Below are 18,622 nucleotides of genomic sequence, written 5' to 3' on the forward strand. Positions count from 1 at the left end.
GTGTCACTTTCTCTTTGGCAGCAGTGCCTTGCCCGACTGCAAGATGAATTACCTGCCACAGAATTCAGCATGTGGATCCGCCCGCTGCAGGCGGAACTGAGTGACAATACGCTCGCTCTTTACGCGCCCAATCGCTTTGTGCTCGACTGGGTTCGCGATAAGTATCTGAACAACATCAACGCGCTGCTTAACGACTTTTGTGGGACTGAAGTCCCAAAGCTTCGTTTTGAGGTCGGAGCCAAGTCGGTGGCTCCCGCTCGCGGCGTGAAGAAGGCGGCGCCCAGCGGCGCAGAGCCGGCGGAAAGCGCTCGCTCGGCGGCCGTGCGGCCAAGCTGGGAGAACGCGTCGTCTCAGCCCGAGCTGGCCTACCGCTCCGGCGTTAATCCCAAGCATCAGTTCGACAACTTTGTCGAGGGTAAATCCAACCAGTTGGCGAGAGCCGCGGCGCGCCAGGTGGCCGATAACCCCGGCGGCGCCTACAATCCGCTGTTCTTATACGGCGGCACCGGTTTGGGTAAAACCCACCTGCTGCACGCGGTCGGCAACGGCATTATCGAACGTAAGCCCAACGCTAAAGTGGTTTACATGCACTCCGAGCGCTTCGTTCAGGACATGGTGAAGGCGCTGCAAAACAATGCGATAGAAGAATTTAAGCGCTACTACCGTTCCGTTGACGCGCTGCTTATCGACGACATTCAGTTTTTTGCCAACAAAGAGCGCTCGCAGGAAGAGTTTTTCCACACCTTCAACGCGCTGCTAGAAGGTAACCAGCAGATCATTTTGACCTCCGATCGCTACCCGAAAGAGATCAACGGCGTTGAGGATCGTCTGAAATCCCGCTTCGGCTGGGGCCTGACGGTGGCGATCGAGCCGCCGGAGCTGGAAACCCGTGTGGCTATCCTGATGAAAAAGGCCGATGAGAACGACATTCGCCTGCCGGCGGAAGTGGCGTTTTTCATCGCCAAGCGCCTGCGTTCCAACGTGCGGGAGCTGGAGGGCGCGCTCAACCGGGTTATCGCCAACGCCAACTTTACCGGCCGCGCAATTACCATCGACTTCGTGCGCGAAGCGCTGCGCGACCTGCTGGCTTTACAAGAAAAGCTGGTGACTATCGATAACATTCAGAAAACCGTCGCCGAATACTATAAAATCAAAATCGCCGACCTGCTTTCCAAGCGCCGCTCCCGTTCGGTCGCCCGACCGCGCCAAATGGCAATGGCGCTGGCAAAAGAGTTGACCAACCACAGCCTGCCGGAAATCGGCGACGCGTTTGGCGGTCGGGATCACACTACGGTGCTGCACGCTTGTCGTAAAATTGAGCAGCTGCGTGAAGAAAGCCACGACATTAAAGAAGATTTCTCTAACTTAATCAGAACACTATCATCATAACGCTTATGAAATTTATCATTGACCGCGAACATTTGTTAAAGCCGCTGCAACAGGTTAGCAGCCCGCTGGGTGGCCGTCCTACGCTGCCCATTCTCGGCAATCTTCTGATTCAAGTGACGGAAGGCTATTTACTGCTAACCGGTACTGACCTGGAAATGGAGATGGTCGCACGTATTAGCCTGACGCAGCCCCATGAACCGGGCGCTATCACCGTGCCGGCGCGGAAGTTTCTCGATATTTGCCGCGGCCTGCCCGACGGCGCGGAAATCAGCTTTACGCTGGAAAACGACCGCGTGCTGGTTCGCTCCGGGCGCAGCCGCTTCTCGCTTTCTACGCTGCCGGCGGCGGACTACCCGAATCTGGACGACTGGAAGAGCGACGTAGAGTTTACGCTGCCGCAGGCGACGCTCAAGCGCCTGATTGAAGCGACCCAGTTCTCTATGGCCCATCAGGACGTGCGCTACTACCTCAACGGTATGATGTTTGAAACCGAAGGGGAAGAGCTGCGCACCGTCGCGACGGACGGCCACCGCCTGGCGGTCTGCTCGATGTCCGTCGGCCAGAAGCTGCCGCCTCACGACGTTATCGTGCCGCGCAAAGGCGTTCTGGAGCTGTTCCGCCTGCTGGACAACAGCAACGACGTCAGGCTGCAAATCGGCAGCAACAACATTCGCGCCCACGTCGGCGACTTTATCTTCACCTCCAAGCTGGTCGACGGCCGCTTCCCCGACTATCGTCGCGTTCTGCCCAAAAATCCGGACAAAACGCTGGAAGCCAACTGCGATGAGCTCAAGCAGGCGTTTTCTCGCGCGGCCATCCTCTCTAACGAGAAGTTCCGCGGCGTGCGGCTGCATCTGAATCAGAACCAACTGAAGATCACGGCCAACAACCCGGAGCAGGAAGAGGCGGAAGAGATCCTCGACGTACGCTACGACGGCACCGATCTGGAAATCGGCTTTAACGTCAGCTACGTGCTGGACGTGCTCAACGCCCTGAAGTGCGAAGAGGTGAGAATGCTGTTGACGGACTCGGTGTCCAGCGTACAGCTGGAAGACTGCGATAACGTCAGCGCAGCCTACGTTGTTATGCCTATGCGCCTGTAAGCGGAGCTCACGTCGTATTTAAATGGCATTAACCCGCTTACTGATCAACGATTTCCGCAACATTATGTCGGCAGACCTGACTCCGTCTGCCGGCTTTAATTTTTTTATTGGCCCTAACGGCAGCGGAAAGACCAGCGTATTAGAAGCGGTATACGCGCTGGGGCACGGTCGCGCCTTTCGCAGCCTGCAAACCGGGCGCGTAGTGCGGCATGAGCAGCAGGAATTTGTATTACATGGTAGAATAGCCGACGGCGGCGAACGCGAGCTGTCGATTGGTCTGCGTAAAAGTCGGTTGGGGGATACGCTGGTGCGTATTGACGGCAGCGACGGGCACAAAGTGTCTGAATTGGCTCAGCTTTTACCTATCCAGCTGATAACGCCGGAAGGCTTTACGCTATTGAACGGCGGGCCGAAGTACCGTCGGGCCTTTTTGGACTGGGGATGTTTTCACAGCGAGCCCCATTTCTTTCACGGCTGGAATAACCTCAGGCGGCTGCTGAAGCAGCGTAACGCCGCGCTGCGTCAAACCCAACGCTATTCGCAGATCCGCCCGTGGGACAAAGAGATCGTCCCGCTGGCGACGCAGGTGAGCGAGTGGCGCGCGGCCTACGCCGAGGCAATCGCGCAGGATATTACTCAAACCTGCAGCGCGTTTTTACCGGAGTTTTCGCTGTCGTTCTCTTTTCAGCGCGGTTGGGATAAAGAGTGCGACTATGGCGAACTGCTCGAACGGCAGTTTGAGCGCGATCGGGCGTTGACCTATACGGCGTCCGGCCCGCACAAGGCGGATTTCCGCATTCGGGCGGACGGCGTGCCGGTCGAAGATATGCTGTCTCGCGGGCAGCTTAAGTTACTGATGTGCGCACTGCGCTTGGCTCAGGGTGAGTTCCTTACTCGCCAGAGCGGACGCCGTTGCCTGTATCTTATCGATGATTTTGCCTCTGAGCTTGACGTTCAGCGCCGCAAGCTGTTGGCTGACCGCCTGAAAGCGACCGGCGCACAGGTGTTTGTCAGCGCCGTCAGCGCTGAGCAGATTGCTGACATGATGGACAAAAATGGCAGGATGTTCTTAGTAGAACATGGCAAAATACAGCATCAACCACAGGATTTAGAGTGAGCGAGAAACGCTAATGTCGAATACATATGATTCCTCAAGTATCAAGGTGTTAAAAGGTCTGGACGCGGTTCGTAAGCGACCGGGAATGTACATCGGTGACACGGACGACGGAACCGGCCTGCACCACATGGTATTTGAGGTTGTCGATAACGCGATCGACGAGGCGCTGGCGGGTTACTGTAAGGATATCGTAGTCACCATCCACAGCGATAACTCTGTCTCCGTACAGGACGACGGCCGCGGTATTCCGACGGACATCCACCCCGAAGAGGGCGTGTCGGCGGCGGAGGTTATCATGACCGTACTGCACGCCGGCGGCAAGTTTGACGATAACTCGTATAAAGTTTCCGGCGGCCTGCACGGCGTAGGGGTATCGGTAGTGAACGCGCTGTCCGATAAGCTGGAGATGGTTATCGATCGCGGCGGCAAGGTCTACCGACAAATCTATCGTCACGGCGTGCCGGAAGCGCCGCTTGCGCCTATCGGCGAGAGCGATAAAACCGGTACCCGCATTCGCTTCTGGCCAAGCCCGGACACCTTTTCCAGCAATCTGGAATTCCAGTACGACATTCTGGCCAAGCGCCTGCGCGAGCTGTCGTTTTTGAACTCCGGCGTTTCTATCAAGCTAAACGATGAGCGCGACGATAAGCACGATCACTTCCACTATGAAGGCGGCATCAAGGCGTTTGTCGACTACCTGAACCGCAACAAGAATCCGATCCATCCGTCGGTGTTTTATTTCTCCAACGAGAATAAAGAAGGCATCAACGTAGAGGTTTCTCTGCAGTGGAACGACGGCTTCCAGGAAAATATCTACTGCTTTACCAACAACATTCCGCAGCGCGACGGCGGTACTCACCTGGCCGGCTTCCGCGCCGCGATGACCCGCACGCTGAATAACTATATGGAAGCGGAAGGCTATAGCAAAAAGGCGAAAATCAGCGCCACTGGCGACGACGCCCGTGAAGGCCTGGTTGCCGTTGTTTCCGTTAAGGTGCCGGATCCCAAGTTCTCCTCTCAGACCAAAGACAAGCTGGTGTCTTCCGAAGTGAAGTCTGCCGTTGAATCCGTTATGGCGGAAAAGCTGTCTGAATACCTGCTGGAAAACCCCAGCGACGCTAAAATCGTCGTCGGCAAGATTATCGACGCCGCGCGCGCGCGCGAAGCCGCCCGTAAGGCGCGGGAGATGACTCGCCGCAAGGGCGCGCTGGACTTGGGCGGCCTGCCCGGCAAGCTGGCGGACTGCCAGGAGCGCGACCCGGCGCTGTCTGAACTCTATCTGGTGGAAGGGGACTCGGCGGGCGGCTCTGCCAAGCAGGGGCGTAACCGTAAGAATCAGGCGATCCTGCCGCTGAAGGGCAAGATCCTCAACGTCGAGAAGGCGCGCTTTGACAAGATGCTCTCCTCGCAGGAAGTCGCGACGCTGATTACCGCACTGGGCTGCGGCATTGGTCGCGACGAGTACAATCCGGACAAGCTGCGCTATCACAGCATCATCATCATGACCGATGCCGACGTCGACGGCTCGCACATCCGTACGCTGCTGCTGACGTTCTTCTATCGTCAAATGCCGGAAGTCATCGAGCGCGGCTATGTCTATATCGCTCAGCCGCCGCTGTACAAGGTGAAGAAAGGCAAGCAGGAGCAGTACATCAAAGACGACGAGGCGATGGATCAGTATCAGATTACCACTGCACTGGACGGCGCTGCGCTGCACGTTAACCCGCATGCGCCCGCGCTGGCCGGCGAACCGTTGGAGCGCCTGGTTGCCGAGTACTATGCAATTGAGAAGATGTTTAAGCGCATGGAGCGCCGCACGCCGATGGCGCTGCTGAACCAGTTGGTATACCAACCTACGCTGACGGAAACGCTGATGGCCGACAGGGCGTCGGTTCAGTCCTGGGTCGATGCAACCGTAGCGACGCTGAACGAGCGCGAGCAGCACGGCAGCGCTTATATCGCCGACGTGCGTGAAAACGCCGAGCGCGGCGTATTTGAGCCGGTTATTGGCGTTCGCACCCACGGGGTAGATACCAACTACCCGCTGACCGTCGATTTTGTGCTCGGCAGCGAATACCGCAAGATTTGCCAGCTCGGCGAACAGCTGCGCGAACTTATCGAAGACGGCGCCTTCATCGAACGCGGCGAGCGCCGCCAGCCGGTAGCCAGCTTCGCGCAGGCGATCGACTGGCTGGTGAAAGAGTCGCGCCGCGGCCTGACTATCCAGCGCTATAAAGGACTGGGCGAGATGAACCCCGAACAGCTGTGGGAAACCACCATGGACCCGCAGGGCCGCCGCATGCTTCAGGTGACCATCAAGGACGCCATCGCCGCTGACCAGCTGTTCACCACGCTGATGGGCGATGAAGTTGAACCACGCCGCGCCTTTATCGAAGAGAACGCGCTGAAGGTGGCGAACCTCGACGTGTAGCGGGGCGATTGCCTAAGAGTAAAAGCAGAAAGGCAGCCTGTGGGCTGCCTTTCTTATATAAACAAGGGCCCTTAATATAGCCATTGTCATGAATCACATTGATATTTGTGCCGCTCCGACGCCTCATGGATATAGTGAAGACTATCTGACCATAGACGGTATCCCTATCGTTGATTGTCTGGAACAGTGGGTTTCAGAGAGCAAACACGATGCCCTGCCTCCTCTTAAGAGTCTAAAAGGGCTGTATCCGGCCTGGGGGCCGGAAATGATGTGTCGAGGAGAGCGGCTATTTATTCAGGAGCTGCTGCAAAGCCCATTAACGCAAAACGTGCCGATTCTGGTCTGTGAAGACGATCTGGACTTAAGCTGTCTGGTTATTGTCGCTAAAGTTCGTAAAGAGGCAGAGACAGTGCATTGGGACGGTATCGGCCTGTTTCAGCCCGTAGGCATGAACAATGAAGATGAGGTGATGTCTGGGATGCTGCGGTTTGGCGAACGGTGGCGAGGCTGGGTGAGCGAACGCTGGGACGAAGAGCGGCTGATGCGCTGTAGGAACTATGTGAACCGCTTTTTACAGCGGGATGAAAATATCCTTTGGATAGCGCATCCCGGCTGGAGGTTTGAGAAAAGGGCGTGGGAACAGTGCGTATCTTTTTATCAGAGCCTGACTTAGCTACTTCTTAGCCTCAGGCTTCTTATACCCCGAATCCCTCATCTGCCCGCTGGCCCGCTTCTGTTTGTCTGATTCGGACACCTTTTTTCGGGAGGATTCTCGCCCGTTGGTGGAGCGGTAGTAGTCGTAGGGCAACAGTACGGTGTCGAGAACGGCGGTAAACGGCATGTCGAGAACCACCAGCGAGCGCATCAGCCAGCCGCTGTTATCGTTCTGGAGCTCATTGACGTTGTGTTCGACGCCGGGGTAGTAGCCTTCGTAGGGCGCGACGTGGCCCATGATGCTGGAACAGCCCGACAGTGAAAACATCGTTGCGCTGGCGAAAGTCGTCAATAGCGTACGTTTTATGCTAACCACCATTCGTTGCCACCCACAAATCGGTTATTAAGGCCGGATTCGTTCCCTGAAGTTCGAAGACACAGAGTTATAACATTCATCTCAGAAAATGAGAATAAGCGATATCTCATAATGCTACGCCGCCGTCATTAATTAGGCGGGGCGCAGCCTGAGAAGAAAATCAAAGTCCACTATTGAAATGCGTCCCGGTGTCCCCATTTATTAAGTGTAGCTGAGAAGGTTTATGCCGAATGAGGGTAAACCGCTATTTAAACCGTTCGTCCAATGGTGGAGAACGGGAATTATCACCTCGCTGATGAGTTAGGAGGCTTTGTATCTATGCGTAACTTTGACCTGTCCCCGCTGTTTCGTTCCGCCATTGGTTTCGACCGCCTGTTAAACACCCTTGAGTCTGGATTAAATCAGGGCAACGGCGGCTATCCTCCCTATAACGTCGAGCTGGTCGACGAGCACCACTACCGCATTGCGATTGCGGTTGCGGGCTTTGCCGAAAGCGAGCTGGACATCACCGCCCAACCGAATATGTTGATCGTACGTGGCGCAAAGCAGGGGCAGCAGCCGGAAAAGACCTATCTCTATCAGGGGATCGCCGAGCGCAATTTCGAGCGCAAATTCCAACTGGCCGAGCATATTCAGGTAGAAGGCGCCCATTTGGAAAACGGCCTGCTCTATATCGAGCTGGCGCGCGTTATCCCTGAGGCCTCCAAGCCGCGCCGTATCGACATTAAGTAATTAAGGCTTGGCAAAAGCCGAAGAGATTTAATCGCCTGCCGTAACGGGGGCAAACTTTACTCGCTTCAAAGAAGGAGTTAATACCATGCGTAACTATGATTTATCACCCTTACTTCGTCAGTGGATCGGCTTTGACAAACTGGCTAATGCCCTGCAGGGAAGCGCCGACTCGAACTTCCCTCCGTACAATATTGAGAAAAGCGACGATAACCACTACCGCATTACGCTCGCGTTGGCCGGGTTTAAACAAGACGACCTGGAAATCGAAGCGGAAGGCCAGCGCCTGACCGTTCGCGGCAATCCGACGCAGGTCGAAAAAGAGGTTAAATACCTCCATCAGGGCTTGTCCTGCAAGGCGTTTGAGCTGAGCTTCACGCTGGCGGACCACATGCACGTTTCCGAAGCCAAGTTTGAGCTGGGGCTGCTGCACATTGATATCGTGCGCCAGGTGCCGGAAGCGCTGCAGGCGCAGCGGATAGCGATTGGCACGAAGGTAGAAACGCCGGCGATCGACGTTCAGCAATAGCGCTGACGGCCCAGAAATAAAAAAGGCGAAGCCGTAAGGCTTCGCCTTTTCTTTAAGCAAAATCAGCCTTCGGCGTGAGCTCGCTCGATCTCTTCGGCCAGAATGGCGATGCCCTTTTCTATCAGCTCGGGAGCGGGAACGTAGTTCATGCGCATGCACTGCTGGGTGTGCGGCCACGCCCTATCCAATCCGGGAAAGAAGTGCTGACCAGGCACCATCAGCACGCCGCGAGCTTTGAGGCGTTCATACAGCGTTTGGCTGGTAATCGGCAGGTCTTTAAACCACAGCCACAGAAAGATAGCGCCTTCCGGCTTGTGGATGAGACAGCGCTCCGGCGACAGGTAGCGGCGAAGGATGCCGAGCGTTTGTTTCACTCTGGCCTGATAAAACGGCCCGATAACCTGTTGCGACAGCTTTAACAAATCGCCGCGCTGAATCATTTCCAACGCCAGCGCGGGGCCGACGCTGCCCGGCGCCAGGCTGATAATGCCGTTCAGGTTGCCGAGGGCTGTGATTATCTCTTCATTGGCGATAACGATGCCGCAGCGCGTGCCCGGCAACCCAAGCTTGGACAGGCTCATACACAGGATCGTGTTGGCGTTCCACAAGGGCGTCGCCTGGCTGAAAATGATGCCGGGGAAAGGCACGCCGTAGGCGTTATCGATGATGAGCGGGATCCCTTTTTGGCGAGCGATGGCGTCGAGGCGGGTAAGCTCTTCGTCCGTCAGCACGTTGCCGGTCGGGTTGGTCGGTCGCGAGACGCACATTAGGCCGATATCGTCGCCAACCTGAAGGTGGTCGAAGTCGACGTGGTATTTGAACATGCCGTCCGGCAGCAGCTCAATGGTGGGCTTGTAAGAGACCAGCAGGTCGTCCTCAAGGCCGACGTCCGCATAGCCGACGTACTCCGGCGCCATCGGGAACAGCACCTTTTTTACCTGACCGTCCGGCCGATGCCCGGCAAACAGGTTAAACAGGTAGAAAAATGCGCTTTGGCTGCCGTTGGTTAAGGCGATATTTTTTGCCTCAATCGGCCAGCCTAGGGTTTGGCTTAACAGCTCGGCCAGGGCCGTTAAAAAAGCGTTTTTCCCCTGCGGGCCGTCGTAGTTGCACAATGACTCGGTCAGTTTGCCTTCTTTTAGCAGGTCGGCGCAGAGCGTCTCAAAGTAGCTTTGCATGGCGGGGATCTGCGCAGGGTTGCCGCCGCCGAGCATAATTGCGCCGGGCGTGCGTAAGCCGTCATTCAGGTCGCTCATTAACTGGGTAATGCCGGAAAAGCGGGTGAACTTATTGCCAAAAGAAGAAAAAGTCATGGGTATACGTTAAAAGTCAGGGTGAGAAAACATAGCCGGTAACAATAACCGATAGGCAAAGGCCGATGCAACGGGGCCGCAAGGGGGGATGTGCCGCCGTCGCTTGGCGTAAATGCTGCATTTGCCTTTCTATTTGGTGATATTTTCGGCGATATCCGCCGGTCGTAAACCGATTGGGAATGGGGAGCGAAAAAAACGTTGCGTTTGTGCTGGAGGAAAAAGTGCCGCTTAACCTAACCTGTATCAAAAAGCGTTTGGTTAAGCGGCGCAAAAGGGCTTAGCGGATGACCTGTGGGTTTACGCAGTTGTCGCTGATACTGTCGGCCATGGCGGCGATCAGGTTGTCCACGGCGGATTTCGCCATAGCGTAGCGGGCCTCAAAGGTGGCGGAGCCGACGTGGGGGACGGCCACGACGTTGGGCATGGAAAGCAGCGGAGAGTCCGTGGGCAACGGTTCTCGCTCGAAGACGTCCAGCCCGGCGCCGGCGATTTTCCCCTGCGAGAGGGCGTCAATCAGCGCATTTTCGTCGACCACGGGGCCGCGCCCGGCGTTGATAAAATAGGCGTCGGGCTTCATCAGCGCCAGCTTCTCGGCGTTGATGAGATGATGGGTCTGCGGCGACAAAGGCAGGATCAGGCACACGTAGTCGGCGGTCGACATCAGCTTGTCCAAATCCATATAGATGGCGTTAAACCGATCTTCCGCTTCGGCATTGCGGGTGCGCGTGTGGTAAATGATTTTCATATCAAAGCCGAAGTGGGCGCGCTGCGCCAACGCGGTGCCTATTCTACCCAAACCGATAATGCCCATGGTTTTATGATGTACGTCGGTGCCGAACCAGCTTTCGTCAACGCTGCCTTTCCACTCTCCCGCTTTTACCCGTTCAGCGACGTTGACGATGCGCCTGCCGCAGGCCAGCACCAGCGCCATAATGGTGTCCGCGACCGTGTCGGTCAGCGCGCCGGGGGTGTGCATCAGCGGGATGCGCCTCTCGGTAAGCGCCTCAACGTCAAAGTTGTCGTATCCGGCGGAAATGGTGGACACGGCCCGCAGCCTGGGCGCTCTTTGCAGCAGGTCTCTGTCGATAGTTAACCCTGCGCCGATAAGCCCGTCTGCGTGCTCAAGCGATGCGAGGAATTCGGGAAAGTTGTCGTCGTTGATAGCGTCAAAGGCGGTAACGTTAAAGCGCTTTTCCAGTTTTTGTTTGAGTTCGGCAGGCAGCTTTTTATAACAGACGATCGAGGGTTTCATGACGTCTCCTCATGGAATAAAACGTAGAGAACAGAGTAGGAACGTAACGATAAACAATAGCATATAAAATGGGCAGAATATGACTGTTTTTTCAGCACAATGCGGCCTGCATTCCATGAAAAAGAATAGCTTTTAATGGCTTTTCTGCAATGATGTCATTCTCTTTTATAAATACGGTTTAGAACGCTCAATGGACGATTTTTCCCCGCTTTTAGATACCGAGCACATGTTTAAATGGTTGGCCGACGAGCCCTTCCCGGCAATCAGGACTGACGTTGAGTCACTGCTGTGCCAGTCGGTGGCCGGTTCGCGCTTGCTGTCTTTTCAGGTGACGTCGACGCCGCAGTGGCTGACAGGCGGACGGAGCGAGGGTGAAGATGCTAAACATGTGATTCTGGTTCGTACGGGCGTAGCGTTTGAATTTACGCTCTCGGTACAGACGCCAGCGAACGATGTTTTCGATCTAAAAGGCGTCTATACGCGATGCGGATATCGTCTGGACGATCCTGAGAACAGGAAATATCAGAGTTGGCTGGATATCGACGGCGAACTGGCGGCCTTTGGCAAAGACGGGGAGCTTATGCTCAGGCTCTATGAGGAAAATGAGGAATAGCCCCAGCAAGAAATAAAAACGCCGACAAAGGTTTGTCGGCGCCTAGTGTGTAACGAACGGTGATTACAGCGGGCTGAGCGTGATGGTCACGCGGCGGTTTTGCGCCTTGCCCTGTTCGGTACTGTTAGAGGCTACCGGCTGATCCGGACCGACGCCCGCCGTACGGATACGGCCGGCAGATACGCCCTGAGTAATCAACGAGCTGGCGACGCTGTCGGCACGCTGCTGTGAAAGCCGCATGTTGGTCGCGCGCGAGCCGGTGCTGTCGGTGTGGCCAACGACGTTAACGGCGGTTTTGTCATACTCTTTCAGCACCATCGCGACACCAACCAGCGTATTGGCTCCAGCAGGCTTCAGAGAGCTGCTGCCGGTATCGAAGGTGACGTTATCAGGCATGTTCAGGATAATCTGGTCGCCGTTACGCGTGACGCTAACGCCGGTTCCGGCCATCTTTTCACGCAGTTTGGCTTCCTGCACGTCCATATAGTAACCCGCGCCTCCGCCCAGCAGCGCGCCGGCGGCTGCGCCGATAAGGGCGCCCTTGCCGCGATCTTTCTTCGAGGAGGAAAGCGCGCCTACGCCGGCGCCCACGGCCGCGCCGATGCCTGCGCCGATGCCGGCTTTACCGGCCTGGGATTCACCGGTATAAGGATTGGTGGTACATCCGGAGATAACCAACGTGCCGCTCAGCAGTGCGGCAAGCGCGATTGTCGATTTTTTCATGTTCATTCCTTACGAATTACTGATTTGAGCTACTGCCCAGAATAGCGCCTGAGGCTGCGCCTACCGCAGCGCCAGCGGCCGCGCCGATAAGCGCGCCTTTCTTGTAATCTTTATGCGACGAAGAAAGCGCGCCTACGCCCGCACCGACTACGGCGCCAACGCCAGCGCCTACGCCGACGTTAGCCGCCTGATTGTTATTCTGGTTGCCGCCGCCATAAGGGTTAGTGCAACCCGCTAAAGTTAGCGTGGATGCGGCGACCAGCACAACGGTTGCAATCAATGTTTTCATGGTCTGTTCCTCAACAAGAATCAGCGTTTAGATACATTGATTAAAGATCAATTCTAACAAAAGGGAAGATTCTTTACGCAAACTTTTCACTTGCGCGACGTTTCTTTAACAAAGAATATCTGTTTATTTTCAGTGTATTGAGCATATCTCTATAAAAATTGAAGAAAATGTAACAGGTTCTTCTTTTGTTATCTTTTAGATAGATGAGTGGCGTGCCAGCGCATGACGTAAGTGGTTTGGCCCGTTTCCGGATGGGGCTGTTCGGCTACGGCGTTAAATCCGTGTTTTAGATAAAAGCCGACGGCGTTGGCGTTCTCTTTATACACTTCTAACAGCAGTATGGGATAAAGCGTCTTCGCCTTTTCAATCAACGCGCTGCCGACGCCGTAGCCTTGCGCCGCGCGGGTAACGAACAGCGCGCCGATAAACTGCCGTTTCATAATGCTGATAAAGCCCAGCAGCGCGCCGTCTTTTTCAGCAATCCAGGTCTCGGCGTCGGGTAGATAGACGTCGCGCACCAGCGCTTCGCTCTCCAGCCAATACGATTTATCGACAAACGGGTGAGCCTCTATGGTGGTTGTCAGCCATAGAGACATCAGCGCGTCCAGCCTGTCCGCCTGAAACGGTCGGATCATGCCCCGTGTTCCGGGTGGCAAAAACACTCAATCATATGATCGTTGATAAGCCCCATCGACTGCATGTAAGCGTAGCAGATAGTGGTGCCTACAAACTTGAAGCCGCGCTTTTTCAGGGCTTTGGCCATGGCGTCGGAGGTCGGCGTTGAGGCCGGCAGCCCCGCGACGTCCTTTAATGAATAGTGGTTAATAACCGGCGCATGGTTGACGAACGACCAGATAAAGTCAGCGAAGTCTTCACCATTCTCGCGCATCGCCAGATAGGCTTTGGCGTTGTTGATAATGGCTTGAAGCTTGCCGCGGTGGCGAATAAGGCCCGGGTTTTGCAGCAGGCGTTCAACGTCGGCATCGGTCATGGCGGCCACTTTTTCCGGCGCAAACTGATGAAAGCACTGGCGATAGGCTTCGCGCTTTTTTAACACCGTTATCCAGGATAGCCCGGCCTGTTGCCCCTCAAGGCACAGCTTTTCAAACAGTTTCTGACCGTCAAAGACGGGGACGCCCCACTCTTCATCGTGATAGGCGATGTAAAGTGGGTCTTGGCTCACCCAGCTACAGCGTTGCATAACGTTCTCTCCTGACGTTGGTTTGCGTTTGGCGCGAGAATTGAGATTTTGCCCTCTGTTTATGGCTATTTATCGCCTTTCTCCTGCCCGTTGCCGCTCGAAATCTATAGGTTATATAGGTTATACTGATTAACTACACTAATTTAACCCCATTCTATCGTGCGCGGATCCAACATGCAGAAGTTTGATACTAAAACCTTTCAGGGATTAATCCTTACGCTACAGGATTATTGGTCGCGTCAGGGCTGTACCATCGTTCAACCACTTGATATGGAAGTGGGCGCCGGTACGTCTCACCCAATAACCTGCCTGCGGGCGCTTGGCCCAGAGCCGATCGCTGCCGCTTACGTTCAGCCATCGCGTCGTCCTACCGACGGGCGCTACGGCGAGAACCCCAACCGCCTGCAGCACTACTATCAGTTTCAGGTGATCATCAAGCCTTCTCCGGACAACATTCAGGAGCTCTATCTGGGCTCGCTGAAGGAGCTGGGGCTGGATCCGACCGTGCACGATATTCGATTCGTTGAAGACAACTGGGAAAACCCGACGCTGGGCGCCTGGGGCCTCGGTTGGGAAGTATGGCTCAACGGCATGGAAGTTACGCAGTTTACCTACTTCCAGCAGGTCGGCGGCCTGGAGTGTAAGCCGGTGACCGGCGAGATCACCTACGGGTTGGAGCGTCTGGCGATGTACATTCAGGGCGTCGACAGCGTCTACGATCTGGTTTGGAGCGACGGTCCGTTCGGCAGAACGACCTATGGCGATATCTACCATCAGAACGAAGTAGAGCAGTCGACCTACAACTTTGAGTATGCGGACACCGACTTCCTGTTCAGCTGCTTTGAGCAGTATGAAAAGGAAGCTCAAAGCCTGCTGGCGCTGGAAACGCCGCTGCCTTTGCCTGCCTATGAGCGCATTTTGAAAGCGGCGCACAGCTTCAACCTGCTGGACGCGCGCAAGGCCATCTCCGTTACGGAGCGCCAGCGCTACATTCTGCGCATTCGCACGCTGACCAAGTCGGTCGCCGAAGCCTACTATGCGTCTCGCGAGGCGCTGGGCTTCCCGATGTGTCACTCTTCATCAGATAAGAAAAAGGTTTAAGAGAACGCCATGACTCAACAGACTTTCCTTGTGGAAATCGGCACGGAAGAGTTGCCACCGAAAGCGCTTCGCTCTCTTGCCGAATCATTTGCCGCTAACTTTACCGCCGAGCTGGACGCGGCCTCTCTGGCTCACGGCGCAGTAGAGTGGTTCGCCGCGCCGCGTCGGCTGGCGCTAAAAGTAGCCGGGCTCAGCGCATCGCAGCCCGATCGTGAAGTAGAAAAGCGCGGTCCCGCCGTTGCGCAGGCGTTTGACGCCGACGGTAAGCCGAGCAAGGCCGCCGAGGGCTGGGCCCGCGGCTGTGGAATTACCGTAGATCAGGCCGAACGCCTGACGACCGACAAGGGCGAATGGCTGCTGTATCGCGCTCAGGTTAAAGGGCAACCGGTGCAGGACATGCTGGCCGGGCTTGTCGCACAGGCGCTGGCTAAGCTGCCTATCCCCAAGCCGATGCGCTGGGGCGATAAAGAAACTCAGTTTATCCGCCCGGTGCATACCGTAACGATGCTCTACGGCAGCGAACTGATTGCCGGTTCCGTTCTCGGCATTGAGTCTTCCCGCGTTATTCGCGGCCACCGCTTTATGGGCGAGCCGGAAATTACGCTGGAAAGCGCCGAGCAGTATCCGCAGGTATTAAAAGAGCGCGGTAAGGTCATTGCCGATTACGATACCCGTAAGCTTCTTATCAAGCGCGATGCCGAAGCGGCCGCGCTTAAGCTTGGCGGCATCGCCGACATCAGCGACAGCCTGCTGGAAGAGGTGACCTCCCTGGTTGAGTGGCCGGTGGTGCTGACGGCCAAGTTTGAAGAAAAGTTCCTGGCCGTGCCGTCGGAAGCGCTGGTGCACACCATGAAGGGCGACCAGAAGTACTTCCCGGTGTATGACGCGCAGGGACGCCTAATGCCGAACTTTATCTTCGTCAGCAACATTGAGTCCAAAGATCCGCAGCAAATTATTTCCGGTAATGAGAAGGTCGTACGCCCGCGCCTGGCGGACGCCGAGTTCTTCTTTAATACCGACCGCAAGCATCGCTTGGAAGACCGCCTGCCGCGTCTTGAAACCGTGCTGTTCCAACAGCAGCTGGGCACGCTGCGCGACAAAACCGATCGCATTCAGGCGCTGGCCGGCTGGGTAGCCGAGCAGATTGGCGCCGACGTGAATAAAGCGACCCGCGCGGGCCTGCTGTCCAAGTGCGACCTGATGACTAACATGGTGTTCGAGTTCACCGATACGCAGGGTGTGATGGGCATGCACTACGCGCGCTTTGACGGTGAAGACGAAGAGGTGGCGCAGGCGCTAAACGAGCAGTACATGCCGCGCTTCGCCGGCGATAGCCTGCCGGATTCGCTGGTGGCCTGCTGTGTTGCCATCGCCGACAAGATGGATACGCTGGCGGGCATTTTCGGCATTGGCCAGCATCCGAAAGGGGATAAAGATCCGTTTGCGCTGCGCCGCGCCGCGCTGGGCGTGCTTCGCATTATCGTCGAGAAGTCCCTGCCGCTGGATTTGGCTACCCTGACCGCAGAGGCCGTTCGCCTGTACGGCGGCAAGCTGACCAACGGCAATACGGTCGACGGCGTGGTGGAGTTCATGCTGGGCCGCTTCCGCGCCTGGTATCAGGATGAGGGCTACACGACGGACGTTATTCTCGCCGTTCTGGCGCGTCGTCCTACCCGCCCGGCAGACTTCGACGCCCGCGTGAAGGCGGTGTCCCACTTCCGTACCTTGGATGCCGCGACCTCTCTGGCGGAGGCCAACAAGCGCGTCTCCAACATTCTGTCCAAGTCGACGGATACGCTGCACGAAAGAACCAACGCGGCGCTTTTGAAGGAGCCGGCGGAAGTGCATTTGGCGGCGCACCTTGCCGTCATGCGCGACAAGCTGGAACCGCTGTTTGAGGAAGGGCGCTATCAGGAAGCGCTGGTCGAGCTGGCGGAGCTGCGCGAGTTCGTCGACGCCTTCTTTGATAACGTCATGGTGATGGCCGAGGATGAAAGCCTGCGGGTTAATCGCTTGACCATGCTCAGCAAGCTGCGCGAGCTGTTCTTGAAAGTGGCCGATATCTCTGTACTGAGTAAAGCCTAATCCTGCCCTACGCCGCTGAACCATAATTTACTGATATTTATGGTTCGGCGGCGTTATTTTTTGTAACCGCTACGACATTTTTTAACAATATTTCTACCTAAAATTAATTAAAAGGATATTATTTCATCAGCAGCCTTATGGGCAGCTTTTCATTTTTCGCCAAGCGGGCTTATCTCTATTTCCGCTTTCTTTTTCACTATTTCCTGTTTATCAGAGTGGGATTATTTATGGAAAAAATGACGCCACTAAAGCCAGTTCCATCCCTGATTGCAATCGCCGTTACGCTCCTTATCTGGTTTGTTATTCCTGTCCCTGAGGGCGTGACGCCCAATGCCTGGCAGCTTTTAGCGCTGTTTGTCGGCACGATTGTGGCTATTATCGGCAAAGCCATGCCGATAGGCGCGCTTTCTATTATCGCCATTGCGCTGGTGGCGTTAACGGGGGTCACCAATCCAGGCAAGCCGGGCGCGGCGCTTAACGACGCGCTGAGCGGCTTTTCCAATCAGCTTATTTGGCTTATCGGCATTTCGATGATGGTCTCCTTGAGCCTGAGTAAAACCGGTCTGGGGGCGCGCATCGGCTACTATTTCATTTCACTGTTCGGTAAAAAGACGCTGGGAATTGCGTACGCGTTAGCCATCGCCGAGACGACGCTGGCGCCGGTGACGCCCAGCAACACCGCGCGCGGCGGGGGCATCATTCACCCTATCATGCGCTCCATCGCCGATAGCTTTAACTCCAAGCCTGAGCCGGGCTCTACGGAAAAAATCGGTCGCTATCTTTCTTTGGTCAACTACAACATCAACCCGATTACGTCGGCGATGTTTATCACCGCGACCGCGCCGAACCCGCTTATCGTGGCGCTGATTATCAAAGGCACCGATCCCAGTATTGAGCTGACCTGGGGCATGTGGGCTATTGCGGCGATAGCGCCGGCCATCGTTTCGCTGCTCGTCGTGCCGTTGGTGATCTACTGGATTTATCCACCAGAAATTAAAAGCACGCCGAACGCGCCGGTATTTGCCAAAGAGAAGCTGCGGGAGCTTGGGCCCATATCGCTGTCAGAAAAGATAACGCTGGCGGTTTTCGCTCTGCTGCTGGCTCTGTGGGCCGGTATTCCCGTCTTTTTCTTCGGCGACTCGTGGGCGGTTAACCCGACTACGGCGGCGTTCATTGGCCTGGCTGTTTTGCTGATGACCGGCGTACTGAGCTGGGAAGACATACTCAAGCATAAGGGCGCGTGGGATACGATAACCTGGTTTGCCGCGCTGGTCATGATGGCGACGTTTTTGGGTAAGCTGGGGCTTATCAGCTGGCTTTCTCAATCCGTCGGCGCCGCAATAGGCAGCCTCGGCATCGGTTGGATTGGCGGAACGCTTTTGCTGATACTGGTCTATGTCTACTCGCATTACTTCTTTGCCAGTACGACGGCGCACATTACCGCCATGTTCGCCGCGTTTTTCGCCGCCGGGCTCGCGTTGGGCGCGCCGCCGGCTCTGCTTGGGCTGATGCTGGCGTTCGCCTCCTCGCTGATGATGTCGCTAACCCACTACGGTACGGGCACGGCGCCTATTATCTTCGGCTCTGGCTACGCAACGCTTTCTGAATGGTGGAAGGTCGGCTTTATTCTCAGCGTGGTCAACCTGACCATCTGGGCGGTTGTCGGCGGCGCGTGGTGGAAGTGGCTGGGCTACTGGTAACTGCTGCGAAAGGATAA

The 18,622-nt window shown here is 56.0% G+C and carries 18 protein-coding genes; 11 read left to right on the forward strand and 7 right to left on the reverse strand.

What is annotated here, in order from left to right; translation table 11 throughout:
• From dnaA to V8L73_RS00025, 5 genes are all read left to right on the forward strand, one after another.
• A complete protein-coding gene (gene dnaA, locus V8L73_RS00005) occupies window positions 1-1,389 on the forward strand; it encodes a chromosomal replication initiator protein DnaA (protein ID WP_347253839.1) in 1,389 nt (462 codons plus the stop codon).
• Between the two features lie 5 nt (window positions 1,390-1,394).
• Window positions 1,395-2,492: a DNA polymerase III subunit beta gene (gene dnaN, locus V8L73_RS00010; protein ID WP_347253840.1), complete on the forward strand. Its 1,098-nt coding sequence runs from the start codon at window positions 1,395-1,397 to the stop codon at window positions 2,490-2,492.
• Between the two features lie 22 nt (window positions 2,493-2,514).
• Entirely contained in the window at window positions 2,515-3,609 is a 1,095-nt protein-coding gene (gene recF, locus V8L73_RS00015) for a DNA replication/repair protein RecF (RefSeq protein WP_347253841.1), read from the forward strand.
• Between the two features lie 13 nt (window positions 3,610-3,622).
• On the forward strand, window positions 3,623-6,040 hold the full coding sequence (gyrB, locus tag V8L73_RS00020) for a DNA topoisomerase (ATP-hydrolyzing) subunit B (RefSeq protein ID WP_347253842.1): 2,418 nt from the start codon (window positions 3,623-3,625) through the stop codon (window positions 6,038-6,040).
• Window positions 6,041-6,128: 88 nt separating this feature from the next.
• Complete coding sequence (locus V8L73_RS00025; RefSeq protein ID WP_347253843.1) at window positions 6,129-6,713, forward strand: hypothetical protein; 585 nt, start codon at window positions 6,129-6,131, stop codon at window positions 6,711-6,713.
• On the opposite strand, the gene V8L73_RS00030 is transcribed toward V8L73_RS00025, so the two are convergent.
• A complete protein-coding gene (locus V8L73_RS00030) occupies window positions 6,714-7,073 on the reverse strand; it encodes a YceK/YidQ family lipoprotein (protein ID WP_261831867.1) in 360 nt (119 codons plus the stop codon).
• 315 nt (window positions 7,074-7,388) lie between these two features.
• Between V8L73_RS00030 and ibpA the strand changes: the two genes are divergently transcribed.
• Together ibpA and ibpB are read left to right on the forward strand one after the other, a co-directional pair.
• Window positions 7,389-7,802: a small heat shock chaperone IbpA gene (ibpA, locus tag V8L73_RS00035; RefSeq protein ID WP_027273783.1), complete on the forward strand. Its 414-nt coding sequence runs from the start codon at window positions 7,389-7,391 to the stop codon at window positions 7,800-7,802.
• Between the two features lie 85 nt (window positions 7,803-7,887).
• A complete protein-coding gene (gene ibpB / locus V8L73_RS00040) occupies window positions 7,888-8,328 on the forward strand; it encodes a small heat shock chaperone IbpB (protein ID WP_027273782.1) in 441 nt (146 codons plus the stop codon).
• 62 nt (window positions 8,329-8,390) lie between these two features.
• Here ibpB and V8L73_RS00045 read toward each other — a convergent pair whose 3' ends face one another.
• Both V8L73_RS00045 and ghrB read right to left on the reverse strand, forming a co-directional pair.
• Window positions 8,391-9,641, reverse strand: a complete 1,251-nt coding sequence (locus tag V8L73_RS00045; RefSeq protein WP_027273781.1) for a valine--pyruvate transaminase — start codon at window positions 9,639-9,641, stop codon at window positions 8,391-8,393.
• A 277-nt stretch (window positions 9,642-9,918) separates the two neighbouring features.
• Entirely contained in the window at window positions 9,919-10,893 is a 975-nt protein-coding gene (gene ghrB, locus V8L73_RS00050) for a glyoxylate/hydroxypyruvate reductase GhrB (protein WP_027273780.1), read from the reverse strand.
• 190 nt (window positions 10,894-11,083) lie between these two features.
• On the opposite strand from ghrB, the gene V8L73_RS00055 reads away from it, so the two are divergent.
• Window positions 11,084-11,506: a hypothetical protein gene (locus V8L73_RS00055; RefSeq protein ID WP_347253844.1), complete on the forward strand. Its 423-nt coding sequence runs from the start codon at window positions 11,084-11,086 to the stop codon at window positions 11,504-11,506.
• Window positions 11,507-11,569: 63 nt separating this feature from the next.
• Here V8L73_RS00055 and V8L73_RS00060 read toward each other — a convergent pair whose 3' ends face one another.
• From V8L73_RS00060 to V8L73_RS00075, 4 genes are all read right to left on the reverse strand, one after another.
• Window positions 11,570-12,229: an OmpA family lipoprotein gene (locus V8L73_RS00060; RefSeq protein ID WP_027273778.1), complete on the reverse strand. Its 660-nt coding sequence runs from the start codon at window positions 12,227-12,229 to the stop codon at window positions 11,570-11,572.
• Between the two features lie 16 nt (window positions 12,230-12,245).
• Window positions 12,246-12,518, reverse strand: coding sequence for a glycine zipper 2TM domain-containing protein (locus V8L73_RS00065; RefSeq protein ID WP_027273777.1), 273 nt, complete (start codon window positions 12,516-12,518; stop codon window positions 12,246-12,248).
• Window positions 12,519-12,706: 188 nt separating this feature from the next.
• Window positions 12,707-13,153 carry an N-acetyltransferase gene (locus V8L73_RS00070; RefSeq protein ID WP_027273776.1) on the reverse strand — a complete coding sequence of 149 codons (447 nt, stop codon included), beginning with the start codon at window positions 13,151-13,153 and terminating at the stop codon, window positions 12,707-12,709.
• Window positions 13,150-13,719, reverse strand: a complete 570-nt coding sequence (locus V8L73_RS00075) for a DNA-3-methyladenine glycosylase I (RefSeq protein ID WP_027273775.1) — start codon at window positions 13,717-13,719, stop codon at window positions 13,150-13,152. Before V8L73_RS00075 ends, V8L73_RS00070 begins: the two co-directional genes overlap by 4 nt.
• Before the next feature lie 174 nt (window positions 13,720-13,893).
• On the opposite strand from V8L73_RS00075, the gene glyQ reads away from it, so the two are divergent.
• The 3 genes from glyQ to V8L73_RS00090 all read left to right on the forward strand — a co-directional run bounded on the left by glyQ (window position 13,894) and on the right by V8L73_RS00090 (window position 18,605).
• Window positions 13,894-14,820 carry a glycine--tRNA ligase subunit alpha gene (gene glyQ / locus V8L73_RS00080; protein ID WP_027273774.1) on the forward strand — a complete coding sequence of 309 codons (927 nt, stop codon included), beginning with the start codon at window positions 13,894-13,896 and terminating at the stop codon, window positions 14,818-14,820.
• Window positions 14,821-14,829: 9 nt separating this feature from the next.
• Window positions 14,830-16,905, forward strand: coding sequence for a glycine--tRNA ligase subunit beta (glyS, locus tag V8L73_RS00085; protein WP_347253845.1), 2,076 nt, complete (start codon window positions 14,830-14,832; stop codon window positions 16,903-16,905).
• 227 nt (window positions 16,906-17,132) lie between these two features.
• Window positions 17,133-18,605, forward strand: a complete 1,473-nt coding sequence (locus V8L73_RS00090) for a DASS family sodium-coupled anion symporter (RefSeq protein WP_027273772.1) — start codon at window positions 17,133-17,135, stop codon at window positions 18,603-18,605.
• The last annotated feature ends 17 nt before the right edge of the window (window positions 18,606-18,622 follow it).

The sequence above is a fragment of the Leminorella grimontii genome (assembly GCF_039789245.1).
Classification (GTDB): domain Bacteria; phylum Pseudomonadota; class Gammaproteobacteria; order Enterobacterales; family Enterobacteriaceae; genus Leminorella; species Leminorella grimontii.